Origin of the sequence: Hamadaea flava (assembly GCF_024172085.1) — a bacterium.
In the GTDB taxonomy this organism is placed as follows: domain Bacteria; phylum Actinomycetota; class Actinomycetes; order Mycobacteriales; family Micromonosporaceae; genus Hamadaea; species Hamadaea flava.
Window position 1 is genome coordinate 8,216,939 of sequence record NZ_JAMZDZ010000001.1, and the last position, 14,896, is coordinate 8,231,834.

Consider the following 14,896-nt stretch of genomic DNA (forward strand, 5'->3'; position numbering starts at 1 on the left):
CCCAAAGCTTCGTACGCCGATGGACGGGGCCTCCCGGGTTGTGGAGGGGTCCGAGGCAGGGCCTAAGTCAACCTTCGCGGTTACTCATCAGTAGCGAATCGTTGGACTCGCCAGCTCGGGTGGGCGAAAATTGTGGGGATCCTCCAACAGAAGGTGTGGGATTGGTCAGTCCGGCCGGGGTGGACATCCACGGTCGTCACGAGCGGGCCACCCGCTCCCAGCTCGCTGAGCAGGGCGTCCGAGCGGTGCGTACGGCGTCAGGCGAGCGGCTCGGCAGTGTTCTCCCGCAGAATCTGGCGCATGGCCCGGATCGCGACGATCAGAATCCAGACCGGTAGGACGACACCTGCGATGAGCGGCAAGATGCTTTCGGATCAGGTGAGCAGGGTGGTCGCCGTGACCGGGGTCAGGCCGCGCTTGCGCAAGGCCGCGATCAGCTCGGGTAACGCCTCGACGGTGCCGGGATGGCCGAGGTGCAGGCTCACGATCGATCCATTGTGTACGCCGTCCAGCGTGGTCCGGACGACGGCGGCCGGACCGGGATCGGTGTAGTCCAGCGAGTCGACGTCGTACGCCAAACAGGTCGGGTATCCCGCGCGCTGGGCCTGCCGCTGGAGGGCGGCCGACGCCCGGGGTGTCTGCGAGGGCCGGAACCAGCGCCCGGCCGAACCGGTCAGCCGGCGGAGCACGTCGGCGCAGCGGGTGATCTCGGCGTACTGGGCGGCGGTGGGCAGGCTGCTGATGTCGGCGTGAGAGTAGGTGTGGTTGCCCAGCTCGTGACCGCCGTCGAGGATGGCGCGGGCCGACGCCGGGTGCTCGTCGAGCCAGCTGCCGACCGCGAGGACCGTCACCGGCGCGTCCAGCTGCGCCAGGACGGCCAGCGTTGTGCGTACCAGTTGATCTTCGCCTTGGCCGTGGAAGGTGAGCGCGACCTGCGCGCGGTCGCGCGGGCCGTGGACGATCTCGCCGGGCCGGGGTGACGGCGAGGGCGACGCGGACGGTGCGGCCGACGGACTCGGGCTGGGGGTCTGTGCCTGGGGTTCTGCGCCGCAGCCGGCGAGCGTGAGGGCGCCCGCCGCGAGTGCCGCGCGGCGGGTGAGCTGCATGCACGCCAGCGTAGGCCGGGCCGGTGCGGTGACCGGCCCGGCACGCCGGACTCCTCCATACCTGGGCGTGGCACGGGATGGCGCACGCGACTTGCCGCCTGGTTCACCATCGGCGAGGATGAGGCGACGGAACGTGACGGAGGCAGGGATGGTGATTACGACCTCGGCGTACCTCCGGCTGCCGCTCGACCACACCGCGCCCGCGGCCGCCCGGCACGGCGCCAAACCCGTCCTGATCGGCTGGGGCTGCACCGACGAGACCTGGCTCGGCGACGCCGCCGTGGTCATCAGTGAACTGGTCTCCAACGCGGTCATCCACGCCGACGGCTGCGTCGAGTTGAGCTTGGAACTGCGCGGCGGCCGAGTGGTCTGGATCGGCGTCGCCGACACCTCCTCAACCGTCCCGGTGCGCCGAGTCGCCACCGTCGACGGCGGACACGGGCTGGCCATCGTCGAAGACCTCACGGCCCGGCTGCACGTGCAGCGCTACCACCGCGGCAAGCGAGTCTGGGCGGTCCTGCGCCCCTGCCCCCTGGGCATCTAGCCCGCTGGGATGGGCGGAAGTTCTCATCGTCTTCTCATCAGGCTCTGGGCAAGGTTGGAGCGTGCCCGATTCCTCCGACGCCCGGCGCAAGCCGGTGACCGAGCGCCGTCCCCCGGCGCGGGTGCCCTCCAGCGTTCGCTGGACGGCACGGTTCCTGGCTCTCGCCGGTGTCGTCGACCTGCTGACCGTTCTGCTGCCGCCGGCTCGATACCGGCTGAGCCTGCTCACCGAGGTCGTGCCCCTCACCGGGGTGCAGACCGCCCGGGCCGCCACCGCGGCCGTCGGCCTCCTGCTGATCTATCTCAGCGTCGGGCTGCGGCGTCGCACTCGCGAGGCCTGGTTCCTGGCGGTCGCCCTGGCCTTGGTGAGCGCGGCGCTGAACGTGCTGAAGGGGCTGGATCTGGACGCGGCCGCCATTTCGGCGGGCCTGCTGGCCGCTCTCCTGGGCGGCCGGCGGGACTATTGCGCGGCCGTCGAACGGACCAGCCGATGGCGGGCACTCGCGGCGCTGGCCGGATTCGGGGCAGCGGGCCTGGCGGTCGGGGTGGCGGAGATCGCCGTCCGGTCCCGTGCCCTCGAACCCGGCCAGTCGCCGCGTCTCTGGGTGGTCGACGCCGCGGAGGGAATGGTGGGGGTTACCGGCCCACTGCGGTTCACCCGCCCGGCGGTGGCCGACGCGGTGTCGCTGACCACCGGGACGATGGGGCTGCTTGCGGCGGCCGTCGCCCTGGTGCTGTTGCTGCGCCCGCTCGGCCGCCGCCCGGGGCATACGCCGGACGACGTCGAACGCATCGGCCGGTTGCTGGCCACGCACGGCCGCCAGGACTCGCTCGGCTACTTCGCGCTGCGGCCGGACAAGTCGGTGATCTGGTCGCCGACCGGCAAGGCCGGGGTGGCGTACCGGGTGATCTGGGGGGTCAGCCTCGCGTCGGGGGATCCGATCGGCGATCCCGAGGCGTGGCCGGGTGCGGTCGAGGCCTGGCTCGCCGACTGCCGCCGTAACCGGTGGACGCCGGCGGTGCTCGGCTGCGGCGAACGGGCTGGTCTCGCGTACGCCAAGCAGGGGCTGAACGCCATCGAACTGGGCGACGAGGCGCTGGTGGACGTGGCGGAGTTCGCATTGGACGGTCGTTCGATGCGGGCCGTACGCCAAGCGGTCGGCCGGGTCGAACGGGCGGGCTACACCTGCCACCTGGCCCGGCAGCGGGATCTGTCGCCGGACATGCTCGCCGAGGCCCGGCGCGCCTGCCACCAGTTACGCGACGGCGAGGTCGAACGCGGCTTCTCCATGGCGCTGTCCCGGGTCGGCGATCCGGCCGACGGCGACTGCCTGCTGGTGCTGGCCCGGGATGCCGACGGCCGGCTGCGCGGCCTGCTCCAGTTCGTTCCGTGGGGGGACGACGGGCTGTCGCTGGACGTGATGCGTCGGGATCGGGCGGCCGACAACGGGCTGATCGAATACATGGTGGTCACGGTGCTTCGGCAGGCGGCCGACCTCGGAGTCAGTCGCGTGTCGCTGAACTTCGCCGTGCTGCGGTCGGTCTTCGCCCGAGGCGACCGGCTGGGCGCCGGGCCGGTGCTGCGCCTCTGGTACCACGTCCTGATGCTGGCCTCGCGCTACTGGCAGCTCGAATCGCTGTACCGGGCCAACGCCAAGTACCTGCCGAGGTGGCAGCCGCGATACCTCTGCTATCCGTCGATGGCGGACCTGCCCCGGATCGGTCTGGCCGCGCTGCGGGCCGAGGCGTTCCTGACCATGCCGCCGATCCGGCTGCGGCCGCGTACGCTGCCCGAGGTGGCGACCGCGAAACAGGTGGCCACGTGGGGCTGACCAGTCTCACGCTGCTCGCCGTGGCCTTCGTCGCCACTGCCGCCGCCCTGGCCGGTCTGGTGTTGCTCTGGCGGCGGCTGCGCGGCCCGCTCGTCGTGCTGCGGGTCGCCGGCATTGTGGTGGCCGAGACCCTGCTGTTGGCCTCGATCGGGTTGACCGTGAACCGGGCCGGCGACTTCTACCCGAGTTGGGCGTCGCTGCGCGGCGAGACCACTCCGATCCAGCAGTCCACCACCCAGGCCGTACGCCTCAGCCCGGAGCTGGCCGCGCAGGCGGCGTCGGGACGGCAGAACGGCCTGGTGTTCCCCTGGCATCCGGCGGGGGAGCGCGCCTGGCGCCTGGCCGGGTCACCGGTCGCGTACCTCCCGCCGGAGTCCTTCCAGGAGGACGGCCTCGCAGTCCCGGTGATCGTCGTCGAGTCGACGGCCGCCGTTCCCACCGACGCCGCGATTCCGGGGCTGGCCAGGGCGGCGGGTGAACCCGTGGCCCTGGTCTTCGTCCGGCTCGGCCCGAAGACCCCGATCCCGGTGCTCGCGATCGGGCTGGGCCGGGACCTGCCCGCCACGCTGCCGGTGCTGGGTCACGGCTGGGCGCTCGTCGGGTCCGGCTCGGCGGCTCTGAGCCTCTGGCAGGCGGGCCAGCAGCGGTTCGTCGCGCTGGCTTTGACCCCGCAACCGGATCAGGCGACTGTCCACAGGGCACAGTCGGCGGTCCGCACCCGGCTGTGGACCGGCCCCGACCTCACCGGCGCGCTGCGTTGGGCAGGCACGCAGACCCCGCCGCCGTTGCGGCCACCGGTCGCGCTGACGCCCCTGCCTGCGCCGTCCGTCTCGCCGCAGTCCGTCTCGCCGCCGGTTTCGGCGACGCCCACCGTCTACCGGCTGGGCGTTGATCATGGACTTTCCGGTCACGACACACCGCCGACACCACGGTCAACTCCATGATCAACGCGCCGATCGGCGGGGCGAGCGGGGGGAGGGGGATGGGGTGGCGCCGGACGGTGAGGTGACTCAGGTCGTCGCGTTGGCGGCGACGGTGCTGGTCGCGATCGCGACGGCGGTCGGCTGGGATCGGCTGCGCGGCCGGGCGGCTCTTCCCCTTCGGGTGACAGCGGTCGTCGCCTGCCTCGTGACCTCCGTCGCGGCGGGCTTCGTCGCGGTGGATCGGACGTTCGAGTTGTACGGCTCCTGGTCGGATCTGCTCGGCATGGCGTCCGCCGACGAGCCGGTGGCGATGGCACAGCCGCCGGCCGACGCCACGCACAGCCAGATCGTCTCGTTCACCGTGCACGGCAAGGCCAGCCACATCGACCTGCCCGCGTACGCGTATCTGCCGGCCGGGTACGCGACCGAGACCCGGCGGCTGCCGGTGGTGGAGGCGCTCGACGGGTTCCCCGGCAGTCCCCGGGTCTGGCTGCGTTCGCTGCTGGCCCAGCAGGTGCTGGATCAGGAGATCGCGGCGCGGCGCATACCGCCGATGATCGTGGTCTTCCCGACCCAGACGCAGACCGCCCAACGGGACTTGGAATGTGTCGACGCCGTCGGCGGCCCGGCGATGGACACCTTCCTGACGACGGACGTGCCCGACGCCGTCGAGCACCAGTTCCGCGTACGCTCCGACGCGGCGGGCTGGGGCTTGATCGGCTACTCCACCGGCGGTTTCTGCGCGGTGAATCTCGCGTTGCGCCACCCCGACCGGTACGCCGCCGCGGCCAGCCTGTCCGGCTACTTCTCGGCGATCACCGACCGCACGACCGGCGACCTGTACCGGGGTTCGCCGCAGACGAGGCTGGAGAACTCGCCGTTGTGGCGGGCGACGTCGCTGCCGGTGCCGTCGATGTCGCTGTACATCGCGACCGCGGCGGACGACCGGCCCGGATACGTCCAGCTCCGCCGGTTCGCCGAGGCCGCGAAGCCGCCGCTGCGGATCACCACCGCGACGATTCCGGTCGGCGGGCACAGCCGCAAGGTGTGGCGCCAGATGGCCGCCCCGGCCTTCGACTGGCTCGCCTCCTGGCTGGCCGGCCCCGAATGAGCCGGTCCCCATGAGCCGGTGCCCGAGTGAGCCGCGCCAATGGGCCCGCAGATGAGCCTGCCCCGATGAGCCGGCGCAGAGTCGGGCCAAGAGTGAGGTCAGGAGGTGCCGAACCGGTACCCCGCTCCGCGTACTGTCTGGATGGTGTCCTGGGCGAACGGGCGGTCGACCTTCTCCCGCAGGTAGCGGATGTACACGTCGACCACATTGGACCCGTTCAGCTGGTCGCTGTCCCACAGCTGGTCGATCAGGTAGGTCCGTGTCAGCACCTGATCGGGATGCCGCATCAGCTCGTGCAGCAGCGCGAACTCCCGGGCCGACAGCGCCACCGGCTGCCCGTCGCGGGTCACCGTCCGTCGCGCCGGGTCCAGGGTGATGCCGGCCAGCTCCAGGACCGCCGGCCGCTGGCTGGGCGCGCGGCGGGTCAGGGCCCGCGCTCGCGCGTACAGCTCAGCGAGGGCCACCGGCTTGATCAGGTAGTCGTCCGCGCCCGCGTCCAGCGCGGTCACCCGATCGGCCACCGCGTCGCGCGCGGTCAGCACCAGGATCGGGGTCCAGCGCTCCTCCGCCCGCAACGTGCGGGTCACGGTCACGCCGTCGGCGCCGGGAATCGTCAGGTCCAGCACGATCAGGTCGTACGCGAATTCGCGCGCGGCCCACAACGCCTCCGTCCCCGAGACGGCGAGGTCGACGGCGTACCCTTCGCCGATCAGTCCCCGTCGCAGCGCCCCGGCCAGCGTCGTGTCGTCCTCCACCAGTAGCAGCCGCACGCGGACTACCGTACGCCGGGTGAAGGCGCTGTTCTGGCGATGGCTACCCGGCTCGCTGCGTGGCCGGATCACGGCGGTCTACCTGCTCGCGCTCGTCGTCACCCTGACGGGGTTCGGCGTCGTGGGCTCGCTGCTGTTCGCCAGCGACCTGCGTCAGGGCGACACCGACGAGGTGACCGCCCGGGTCGGCGACCTCGCGGCGGCGGTCCGGGCAGGCGACCTGACCCCGGTCGAGCAGGACCCGTACGCCCAGGTCATCGATGGTGGGCAGGTGACCGTGCGATCGTCGGCCGCCCCGGCGACCCCGGTGCTCGACCCCGCCGAGCTGGCCGAGGCGCGCCAGGAGAAGCTCGTCGTGCACCGGAACGTCGCGGGCCTCGGCGACGACGCGGTGCTCGTGGCGACGCCGCTGCCGGACGGCAAGGTGGCCGTCGCCGGGGCCAGCCTCGACACCGTGAACACCGCGGCTCGCCGGCTCATCACCGGGCTGGCCCTCGGCCTGCCGATCCTGCTGGTGCTGCTGACCCTCGGCGTACGCCGGCTGCTGGGCTCGGCGTTGCGGCCGGTCGCGGGGCTGACCGCGGAGGCGCAGGAGATCAGCACGGCCGACCCCGGGCGGCGGTTGCCGGTGCCGCCCGGTGAGGACGAGATCGCGTCCCTCGCGCGTACGCTCAACGGGATGCTCGACCGCATCGCGGCCGCGACGAAGCGGGAGCGCACGTTCCTGGACGCGGCCGCGCACGAACTGCGTACCCCGGTGGCGGCCTTGCGGGCGGAGCTGGAGCTGGGGTTGGCCGGGGGCGACGCTCAGGCCGAGGAGGCATTGCGGGGCGCGTTGCGGGAGGCCGACCGGCTGGCCCGGCTGACCGCGGACATGCTGACGCTGGCCCGGGCGCGGGCCGGGCAGCTGCCGTTGGAGCGGATGCCCACCGATGTGACCGACCGGGTACGCGCGACCGCGCGACGGGTGGCCGGGACCTATTCGCTGAGTCTGCGGGTGGTGGGCGAGGAACTGGTCGGCGACCTCGATCCGGTTCGCCTGGATCAGGTGGTGACGAACCTCGTCGCCAACGCCGCGCAGGCCGGAGCCGGGCAGGTGACCGTGGGAGTACGCGGCCAGGAGCCCGAGACGGTCGTGATCACGGTCGACGACGACGGGCCCGGATTCCCGGCCGCGATGCTGCCCGTGCAGTTCCCCGAACCCGGTTCGGTGCCCCGGCACGATTCGAGCGGGACCGGGTTGGGCCTGACCATCGTCGACATGATCGCCCGGGCGCACGGCGGGTCGGTCGTGGCCGCGAACAGCTCTCCGCTCGGCGGCGCGCACGTCGAGGTGCGGCTGTCTTCCGCGCGGGATTCGGGTCGCGATTTGTCGGACTCGGCGTAGATTGGCCTACGTGGCTGATCCGTACGAGCTTGTCAAAGAGACCCTGGCCGAGTTCAAATTCCCGGGTACGCAGCAGGAAATCGTCGAATACGCCTTCCAGTACGGCGCCGACCCGGACACCCGCCGGGCGTTGCACAGTCTGCCGCTGGCGACCTACGACAACCTGGCCGAAGTGCTGCGCTCGGTCCGGCTGCCCACCGTCGACGAAGAGGGCCTGACGCCGTCGGAGAAGGCGGCCCACTCCCGGTCCAAGCACAGCCGGCAGGTCGCGGAGTACCTACGCGACGTGAGCTGACGCCCAGCGTTGCGTCGACCGCGCGGCGCGTACCGCCGTGACGGCCACGAACGCCAGCACGATCGAGGCGACGACCAGCACCCAGTCCGGATGGCCTCGATCGACCAGCAGCGCGCCCGCGAACGCGCCGGCGAACATGCTGAGGATCGAGACCATCCGGCGCCCCGAACGCCCGCCCGGTCCGCCGGCCCAGCGGCTTTCGGCCGCGATCGCGGTCAACGTCCTCGTCAGCACGGTCGTCGTCAGATCCGGTACGCCCAACGCCCGCACGGCGGCGTTCTGGAAGCCCAGCGCCGCAGCGAGCACGCCGATCAGCACGGCGGCGGGGACTCCGGTGTACGGGTGCGCCGCGGCGAGCCCGACGATCGCGGCGGCGACCGTCACCGGCACCTGAACCAGCATGGCGAGCAACGCCATGCGACCGCGATGCGGGGCGAATCGGCGCATCGTACGCGCGCTGAGTACCGCGCCGGCGGTGAACGCGGCCAACCCGAGCAATGACCGCCACACGTCGAACTCGCCGACGCCGGCCAGGGCGAAGCCGAGGAACAGGACATTGCCGGTCATGTTGGCCACGAAGACGTGCCCGAGGGCGAGATAGCTGAACGCGTCGACCAGTCCGGTGCCCACGGTCAGCAGCACCAGCATCGGGGGCAGCGGACCGTGGTCGCTGTCAGGCGGCGGCGAGATCGTGTGCCACGCCTCACGAAGGCTCATACCGCCATCGTCGGTCATTCTCGGGACGATGTACGGCATATCGGGCCGACGGCCGGGATCAGCCGGGCGTGAAGCTCTCGGCGATATCGTCGCGGACGGCGGCGACGGCATGTTTGAGGAACGCGTCGACCCGCTCGTGGTCACACTCGCCGAGCACCCCGACGTCCACCCGGCTCCGAGCGTCCGGCAGCGGCGTGATCACCAGGTTGGCGTACCAGGCGTCGCCGGACTCGGTGGCGACCGGCAGCACCCGCTGGTGCCGCAGTCCCGGGTCGCCGGTGCCGTCCACGTCCGGCGTGTGCAGGCGTACGCGCAGCAGGCCCGGCCCGTCCTCGTCGAGGCGCAACGGCTCGGGCAGCCAGCGGGCGACCCGGCCGGGATCGGTCAACGACTCGAAGACCAACTCGGGGACCACCCCGAACTCGACGACGGCGTGCGGACGCGTTTGGACAGCCAGATCCACGGGTGCGGGCATACCCTCAGGCTAAACCGGCTAAACCGGACCGAGCAGGCGTTCGATCAACCGCGGCTCGCCCGGCCAGGCCGCCAGCAGCACGTCACGGGGGACTTGGCGGCCGGCGTACCGCAGGCACAAGGCCACCACGATGATGTCGTCCAGCGGGCCGATGACCGGGATGAACTCGGGGATGAGATCGATCGGGCTGGCCACCCAGATCCCGGCGAACACGATCGCGATCTTCGCCTTGCGCGGCACCCGCGGGTCCTTGCGCAACCTGCGGACGGTCGTCACACAGTCGGGGATGAACGCCGCGAGATCGCGCAGCACGCCCGGCGGCAGCCGCTTGGCCAGCAAGATCAGGACGCCCCACGAAGCGATGACGACGGCGATCGCGACGCCGAGCCCGATCAGCCAGTCCCGCATGTGATCACATCCCTCCCAGGAAGAGTAATCCCGACACGATGAGACCAGCCTCGACGAGCAGCACGAACACCCGGTCGCTGACCCGGGTCAGGATCTTCTTGCCCGTCCACGCCCCGGCGAGCACCGCCGGAGTCAGCGCCAGCCCGTAGAGCAGCACGGTCCGGGTCAACAGGTCACCCGTCCCGTACGCGGTGAGCTTGGCCAGGTGCATGGTCAGCGCGCTGGCCGCCTCTGTCCCGATGTACGCCGCCCGAGCCAGCCCATAAGCGAGGAAGAACGGCGCGGTCAACGGGCCGACCGAGCCGAGCAGAGCGGAGCCGAACCCGGACGCGGCTCCGACCGCGGCGAAGACGGGGTCCTTCGGCTTGCCCGGCCGGGGGCGTACGCGCCGCCACCCGACCAGTCCGATGAGGAAACCGCCGAGGACCCGTTTGAGCGGGCTGAGCGGGGCGTGCGCGAGCAGGATGCCGCCCGCCACGGCGAACGGGACCGCCCCGAGGGCGAACCAGCCGATGAGCCGCCACCGAAGGTCGTGGCGGTTGAGCCAGACCCGGGCGCCGTTGCTCGACAGCTGCGTCAGGGTGAGCATCGGCACCGCCGTCCGCAGCCCGAACAAGGCGGTGAACACCGGAAGCAGCAATACGCCGCCGCCGAACCCGGCCACCGCAGAGAGCAGCGCGAGCGCGTACGCGGCGGCGGACGCGCCGAGCAGCACCGGCCAGTCGATCGGCATCCGGCCACAGTGCCACAGCGGCCGGATGCCGATCGACCCCTTTAGCTGGTGAAGCCGCCGTCGACGCTGATCGACGTGCCGGTGACGTAGCGGCTGTCGGCGCGGGCGAGGAACGCCACCGCCGCCGCGATGTCGGCCGGGTCGGCGTAGTGCCCCGTGGCGGTGAACCCGTTGACGACCGTCGCGTTCGGACCGTCCGCCGGGTTCAGCTCGGTGTCGGTCGCGCCCGGGTGCACCAGGTTCACCGTGATGCCGCGCGGGCCGAGTTCCCGGCCGAGCGCCTTGGTGAGACCGGTGAGCGCCGTCTTGCTCAGCGAGTACAGCGAGAAGCCGGGGAACACCACCCGCTCGGCCGCGTTGCTGCCGATCATGATGATGCGGCCCCCGCTGGTCAGGTGCCGCAGCGCCGCCTGGCTGGCGACGAACGGGGCCCGGACGTTGACGGCCACGGTCTGCTCGAAGTCGGCGAGGGTCAGCTCCTCGATCGGGCCGAGCCGGAACTCGCCCGCGTTGTTGACCAGGATGTCGAGCCGCCCGAACTCGGCTGCGGCGGCGTCGACCGCCGCGACGACCTCGGCCGGGTCCGCGCTGTCCGCGCGATGCGCGGCCGCGCGCCGGCCCAGCGCCACGATCTGCTTCACGACATTCTCGGCGGCCTGCGCGTCCCGCTGATAGGTGATCACCACGTCGGCGCCGTCCTGCGCCAGGCGCAGGGCCACGGCCGCGCCGATGCCCCGTCCGCCGCCGGTCACGAGGGCTACCTTGCTGTTCAGTGCGTTCATGATCACTAGACTGGTACGCCTGAAGCCGAGCGTCTGGCGAGGATCGGACGCGGCAGTTCAGCCGAGCCGCACCGGGAGCGACTCGACCCCGTACACAATGGACGCGGGACGGAAGCGCAGCTCGGCGGGCTCGACGGCCAGCCGCATGCCGGGGAAGCGCCGGACCAGCGCCGGGTACGCCGCCCGCAGCTCCATCTTCGCCAGCTCGGCGCCGATGCAGCGGTGCAGTCCGTGCCCGAAGGCCAGATGCGAGGTCGGCGTACGGGTGGGATCGGGGTGCTCCAGGTTCGGGCCGAGCACCGGATCGCGGTTGGCCCCCGACAACGAGACGATCACCACGTCGCCGCGGCTGATCTGCGTACCGGCGATCGTGAGGTCGTCGCGAGCGAAGCGGGGGAAGGCCACCTGGACGACGGCCAGATGCCGCAGCACCTCCTCGACGAAGGGCGCGGCGGCCTCGTCCGTTGTGCGTACCAGCTGAAAAGCCGCAGGATCCGAGAGCAGGACCAGGGCCCCCAGCGCGAGCATGCTCGCGGTCGTCTCGAAGCCCCCGGTCAGCACGCCGTCCGCGAGGCCCGCGAGCTCGTCGTCGGTGACCTCGTCGCCGTGCTCGCGGATGATCATGCCGATGAGCCCGTCGCCGGGTGCGCGGCGCTGAACCTCGACCACGGTACGCAGATAGTCGAGCGACTCGCTGATGGCCCCGAGGGACGCGCCCGCGCCCGCGAAGACGTCGAAGCGGGCCATGGCCAGGCGCTGGAAGTCGGCCCGGTCGGCGTAGGGCACGCCGAGCAGCTCGCAGATGACCAGCGACGGGATCGGCAGGGCGAACTCCGCGACCAGGTCCACCGGTCCGGGCGCGGCGGCCATCGCGTCGAGGCGATCCTCGACGATCTCGTGGATGCGCGGCGTCAGGCGAGCCAGCCGCCGCATGGTGAACTCCGGCGTGAGCAGCTTGCGCAACCGCGTGTGCTCAGGCGGATCGGCGAAGCCCAGCCCGCCCGGCCCGGCGACGCCCGGCGCGAGATTGGCGAAGTCGGTGGAGAATCCGTCGCCGTCGGCGAGCACCTGCTTGGCCGCGTCGTAGCCGGTGACCAGCCAGACCTTCAGCCCGAACGGCACCGGCAGCCGCGACACGGGAGCCTGGTCACGGATCGCGGCCAGCTCGGGCACCGGATCGATCCCGGCCCGCCGCAACGGCACCAGCGTGCGGTCGGGCAGCATGCCTACCTTGGCCAGGTCGAAGCCGCCCTTGCGGCCCAGATAGCGCCGGGCCGCCGCGGCGAGGATGCGCGACGTCAGCTGCCTCACCCGCGCGACGCTACTGGACATTCGCCCTGACGGGGAACCTGATCGTTGGATTGGCAATAGCCGGGAACTTTCCCACCGGACGGGACGACCGTCGTGGTCAAAGCCAATCGCGGCGACGGAACAGCAGGTAGAGGCTCACCGACAAGACGGCGATGATCGAGCTCGACAGGATGAAACCCCACAGGCTCCCGAAGCCGGGGTAGGGGACGTTCTGGCCGTAGAAGCCCGTCACCGCGGTCGGCACCGCGATGATGGCCGCCCAGCTCGTCACCTGCTTCATGATCACGTTGAGCCGGTTGCCCCGCAGGGTCAGCTGCGTCTCCAGAATCGTGCTGACCAGCTCCCGCAACGTGTCCGCCCGCTCGACCGCGCGCCGGGCATGGTCGTAGACGTCCTCGTAGTACGGCTCCATGGCGTCGTCGAAGGCACGGCCCTCCCGACGCAACCCGTCGACCAGCTCCTGCGTCGGCACCACCACGTGACGCAGCCGCACGAGGCTCTTACGCAGCTCATACGTACGCCGCTGCATGTCGCGGGACTGCGTCGGCCGGTCGTCGAACAGGGCGTCCTCGAGATCCTCGATCTGCTCGTCCAGCGCCTCGCTCGCGTCGCTGAGCGTGTCCACCACGTAGTCGATCAGCCCGTGCAGCAGGTACGCCACCCCGTGCTTGGCCAACGCCGGCAGCAGATCCCACCGGCTGGTGACCTCGTTGATGTCGAACGACTCGTCCGGCCGGATGGTCACCAGCGCGTTCGGCGTGACGAACGCGTTCACCGTCGTCTTCGTCAGCTCCCCGGTCTCCACGTCCAGCCTCACCGCGTACGCCGTGACGAACAGGTGGGAGGCGTACCGGTCGATCTTGGGCCGTTGATGCTCCGTGAGCGCGTCCTCCACCGCCAGCGGGTGCAGGCCCAACTCCTCGCTGACCGAGTGCAGGTCGTCGGGGGTGGGCCGCAGCAGATCGAACCACACCGTGCACGCCGGATCGGCCAGATGGTCGGAGACCTCGGCGATGGGGAAGCCCTGGGCGGCGATCTTGCCGTCGCGGTAGAGACGGGTCAGCGGCATGCCCTCACCTTCCCACAGGTTCAGACCTTCCGCTGCGCCCGTATTGTCCGTTTCTCGTCGTGTCAGGGCGATGACAGGGCCGTGACAGCCGCAGCCGACAAGGTTGCTCGCATACCGCCCGATGAACACAAGGAGCTTGGACGATGGAACAGAACAACCGAGGCTTCTCGGCAGCAGGACTGCGCCGGCTGAACGAGGTGCTGACCGGGCACGTCGAGTCCGGGCGGATCCCCGGCCTGGTCGCGCTGGTCAGCCGAGGCGGCCAGACCCATGTCGAGGCGCTCGGGACGATGCGGCACGACGGCGGTACGCCGATGCGCCGCGACACGATCTTCCGGATGGCGTCGACGTCGAAGCCGGTCACCGTCGCGGCCGCGATGATCCTGCTCGACGAGTGCCGGCTGCGGCTGGACGACCTCGTCCAGCAATGGCTGCCGGAGCTGGCCGACCGCCAGGTCCTCAAGCGGATCGACAGCCCGCTGGACGACACGGTGCCAGCGCGGCGGCCGATCACCGTGCGAGACGTGCTGACCTCCACCGTCGGCCTCGGCATGGACATGACGTCGCTGGGCACCCCCGTCATGAACGCCGTCTTCGAGCAAGGGCTCACGCCCGACCTCCCGACGCCGATGCCCGAGCCGGACGAGTGGATGCGCCGCCTCGGCACGCTTCCGCTGATGCACCAGCCCGGCGAGCGCTGGCAGTACCACATCGCCAGCGACCTGCTCGGCGTACTCGTCGCCCGGGTCACCGGCCAGTCGTTCGAGGAGTTCCTGCAGGAACGCCTCTTCGAGCCGTTGGGCATGAAGGACACCGGGTTCGACCTGTCCGCCGACAAGATCGACCGGCTCCCGCCGCTGTACGCGCCGGACCCGCAGTCCGGCGAGTTCCACGTGTGGGACCCGGCCGAAGGCGGCCGCCACAGCAAGCCGCCCGCGTTCCAGGGCGGCGGCGGTGGCCTCGTCTCCACGGCCGACGACTACCACGCGTACTTCCAGATGCTGCTGAACGACGGCATGCACCGGGGGCAGCGGATCCTGTCGCGACCGGCGGTCGAGTTGATGACGACCAACCGGCTGACGGCGGAGCAACTCGCGGCCCGCGAGGCGATGGGTCGCGACAACGTCCACATCTCGTTCGGCCAAGGGCAGCACGGCGGATGGGGCTTCGGCATGGCCGTCCGCACCTACCGGGGCGACTACGCGCCCGTCGGCCAGTTCGGCTGGGACGGCGGCAGCGGCGTCTCGACGTACGCCGACCCGGCCAACCAGCTCACCGGAATCCTGCTCACCCAGGTCGGGATGACCGTGCCGGACGCGGCGCGCGCCATCCACGACTTCTGGACGACGGTGTACCAAGCCCTCGCAGACTGATCCTCTTGTCGCCGGTCGCTCCGCGATCCTGCTGGTCGCCGGCGGCTTCGTGATCTTGGCG

The 14,896-nt window shown here is 71.4% G+C and carries 16 protein-coding genes; 7 read left to right on the forward strand and 9 right to left on the reverse strand.

Going from position 1 to position 14,896, the window contains the following annotated elements; genetic code table 11:
• Positions 1 to 374: 374 nt before the first annotated feature.
• Entirely contained in the window at positions 375 to 1,106 is a 732-nt protein-coding gene (locus HDA40_RS38345) for a polysaccharide deacetylase family protein (protein ID WP_253762960.1), read from the reverse strand.
• 148 nt (positions 1,107 to 1,254) lie between these two features.
• Between HDA40_RS38345 and HDA40_RS38350 the strand changes: the two genes are divergently transcribed.
• From HDA40_RS38350 to HDA40_RS38365, 4 genes are all read left to right on the forward strand, one after another.
• Positions 1,255 to 1,650: an ATP-binding protein gene (locus HDA40_RS38350; RefSeq protein WP_253762961.1), complete on the forward strand. Its 396-nt coding sequence runs from the start codon at positions 1,255 to 1,257 to the stop codon at positions 1,648 to 1,650.
• Between the two features lie 61 nt (positions 1,651 to 1,711).
• The gene (locus HDA40_RS38355; RefSeq protein ID WP_253762963.1) at positions 1,712 to 3,481 is read left to right on the forward strand and encodes a phosphatidylglycerol lysyltransferase domain-containing protein; all 1,770 of its coding nucleotides are present in this window, start codon (positions 1,712 to 1,714) and stop codon (positions 3,479 to 3,481) included.
• Positions 3,472 to 4,425 carry a hypothetical protein gene (locus HDA40_RS38360; protein ID WP_253762965.1) on the forward strand — a complete coding sequence of 318 codons (954 nt, stop codon included), beginning with the start codon at positions 3,472 to 3,474 and terminating at the stop codon, positions 4,423 to 4,425. Before HDA40_RS38355 ends, HDA40_RS38360 begins: the two co-directional genes overlap by 10 nt.
• A gap of 43 nt (positions 4,426 to 4,468) precedes the next feature.
• Positions 4,469 to 5,515 carry an alpha/beta hydrolase gene (locus tag HDA40_RS38365; RefSeq protein ID WP_253762967.1) on the forward strand — a complete coding sequence of 349 codons (1,047 nt, stop codon included), beginning with the start codon at positions 4,469 to 4,471 and terminating at the stop codon, positions 5,513 to 5,515.
• Between the two features lie 98 nt (positions 5,516 to 5,613).
• Here HDA40_RS38365 and HDA40_RS38370 read toward each other — a convergent pair whose 3' ends face one another.
• Complete coding sequence (locus HDA40_RS38370) at positions 5,614 to 6,285, reverse strand: response regulator transcription factor (RefSeq protein ID WP_253762969.1); 672 nt, start codon at positions 6,283 to 6,285, stop codon at positions 5,614 to 5,616.
• A 19-nt stretch (positions 6,286 to 6,304) separates the two neighbouring features.
• On the opposite strand from HDA40_RS38370, the gene HDA40_RS38375 reads away from it, so the two are divergent.
• Positions 6,305 to 7,672 (forward strand): sensor histidine kinase, encoded by a 1,368-nt coding sequence (locus tag HDA40_RS38375; protein WP_253762971.1) that lies wholly within the window; start codon positions 6,305 to 6,307, stop codon positions 7,670 to 7,672.
• A gap of 10 nt (positions 7,673 to 7,682) precedes the next feature.
• Positions 7,683 to 7,967 (forward strand): DUF2795 domain-containing protein, encoded by a 285-nt coding sequence (locus tag HDA40_RS38380; RefSeq protein WP_253762973.1) that lies wholly within the window; start codon positions 7,683 to 7,685, stop codon positions 7,965 to 7,967.
• Here HDA40_RS38380 and HDA40_RS38385 read toward each other — a convergent pair.
• The 7 genes from HDA40_RS38385 to HDA40_RS38415 form a co-directional block, all read right to left on the reverse strand.
• A complete protein-coding gene (locus HDA40_RS38385) occupies positions 7,950 to 8,684 on the reverse strand; it encodes a YoaK family protein (RefSeq protein WP_253762974.1) in 735 nt (244 codons plus the stop codon). The genes HDA40_RS38380 and HDA40_RS38385 overlap by 18 nt on opposite strands.
• A 58-nt stretch (positions 8,685 to 8,742) precedes the next feature.
• Positions 8,743 to 9,159 (reverse strand): hypothetical protein, encoded by a 417-nt coding sequence (locus HDA40_RS38390; RefSeq protein ID WP_253762976.1) that lies wholly within the window; start codon positions 9,157 to 9,159, stop codon positions 8,743 to 8,745.
• An 18-nt stretch (positions 9,160 to 9,177) separates the two neighbouring features.
• Positions 9,178 to 9,567, reverse strand: a complete 390-nt coding sequence (locus HDA40_RS38395; RefSeq protein ID WP_253762978.1) for a YkvA family protein — start codon at positions 9,565 to 9,567, stop codon at positions 9,178 to 9,180.
• A 4-nt stretch (positions 9,568 to 9,571) separates the two neighbouring features.
• Positions 9,572 to 10,300, reverse strand: a complete 729-nt coding sequence (locus tag HDA40_RS38400; protein ID WP_253762980.1) for a sulfite exporter TauE/SafE family protein — start codon at positions 10,298 to 10,300, stop codon at positions 9,572 to 9,574.
• 41 nt (positions 10,301 to 10,341) lie between these two features.
• Positions 10,342 to 11,082, reverse strand: coding sequence for an SDR family NAD(P)-dependent oxidoreductase (locus HDA40_RS38405; RefSeq protein WP_253762982.1), 741 nt, complete (start codon positions 11,080 to 11,082; stop codon positions 10,342 to 10,344).
• A 57-nt stretch (positions 11,083 to 11,139) separates the two neighbouring features.
• On the reverse strand, positions 11,140 to 12,393 hold the full coding sequence (locus HDA40_RS38410; RefSeq protein WP_253762984.1) for a cytochrome P450: 1,254 nt from the start codon (positions 12,391 to 12,393) through the stop codon (positions 11,140 to 11,142).
• Between the two features lie 97 nt (positions 12,394 to 12,490).
• Positions 12,491 to 13,462 (reverse strand): magnesium transporter CorA family protein, encoded by a 972-nt coding sequence (locus HDA40_RS38415; protein WP_253762986.1) that lies wholly within the window; start codon positions 13,460 to 13,462, stop codon positions 12,491 to 12,493.
• A gap of 143 nt (positions 13,463 to 13,605) precedes the next feature.
• Between HDA40_RS38415 and HDA40_RS38420 the strand changes: the two genes are divergently transcribed.
• Positions 13,606 to 14,835 (forward strand): serine hydrolase domain-containing protein, encoded by a 1,230-nt coding sequence (locus HDA40_RS38420; RefSeq protein WP_253762988.1) that lies wholly within the window; start codon positions 13,606 to 13,608, stop codon positions 14,833 to 14,835.
• Positions 14,836 to 14,896 lie beyond the last annotated feature (61 nt).

What these genes read in the sequence shown, in the direction of transcription:
- HDA40_RS38385 (WP_253762974.1), bottom strand. Translation starts at nt 8,684, where the DNA reads ATGAGCCTTCGTGAGGCGTGGCACACGATCTCGCCGCCGCCTGACAGC.
- HDA40_RS38400 (WP_253762980.1), bottom strand. Translation starts at nt 10,300, where the DNA reads ATGCCGATCGACTGGCCGGTGCTGCTCGGCGCGTCCGCCGCCGCGTAC.
- HDA40_RS38395 (WP_253762978.1), bottom strand. Translation starts at nt 9,567, where the DNA reads ATGCGGGACTGGCTGATCGGGCTCGGCGTCGCGATCGCCGTCGTCATC.
- HDA40_RS38345 (WP_253762960.1), bottom strand. Translation starts at nt 1,106, where the DNA reads ATGCAGCTCACCCGCCGCGCGGCACTCGCGGCGGGCGCCCTCACGCTC.
- HDA40_RS38350 (WP_253762961.1), top strand. Translation starts at nt 1,255, where the DNA reads ATGGTGATTACGACCTCGGCGTACCTCCGGCTGCCGCTCGACCACACC.
- HDA40_RS38420 (WP_253762988.1), top strand. Translation starts at nt 13,606, where the DNA reads ATGGAACAGAACAACCGAGGCTTCTCGGCAGCAGGACTGCGCCGGCTG.
- HDA40_RS38415 (WP_253762986.1), bottom strand. Translation starts at nt 13,462, where the DNA reads ATGCCGCTGACCCGTCTCTACCGCGACGGCAAGATCGCCGCCCAGGGC.
- HDA40_RS38390 (WP_253762976.1), bottom strand. Translation starts at nt 9,159, where the DNA reads ATGCCCGCACCCGTGGATCTGGCTGTCCAAACGCGTCCGCACGCCGTC.
- HDA40_RS38405 (WP_253762982.1), bottom strand. Translation starts at nt 11,082, where the DNA reads ATGAACGCACTGAACAGCAAGGTAGCCCTCGTGACCGGCGGCGGACGG.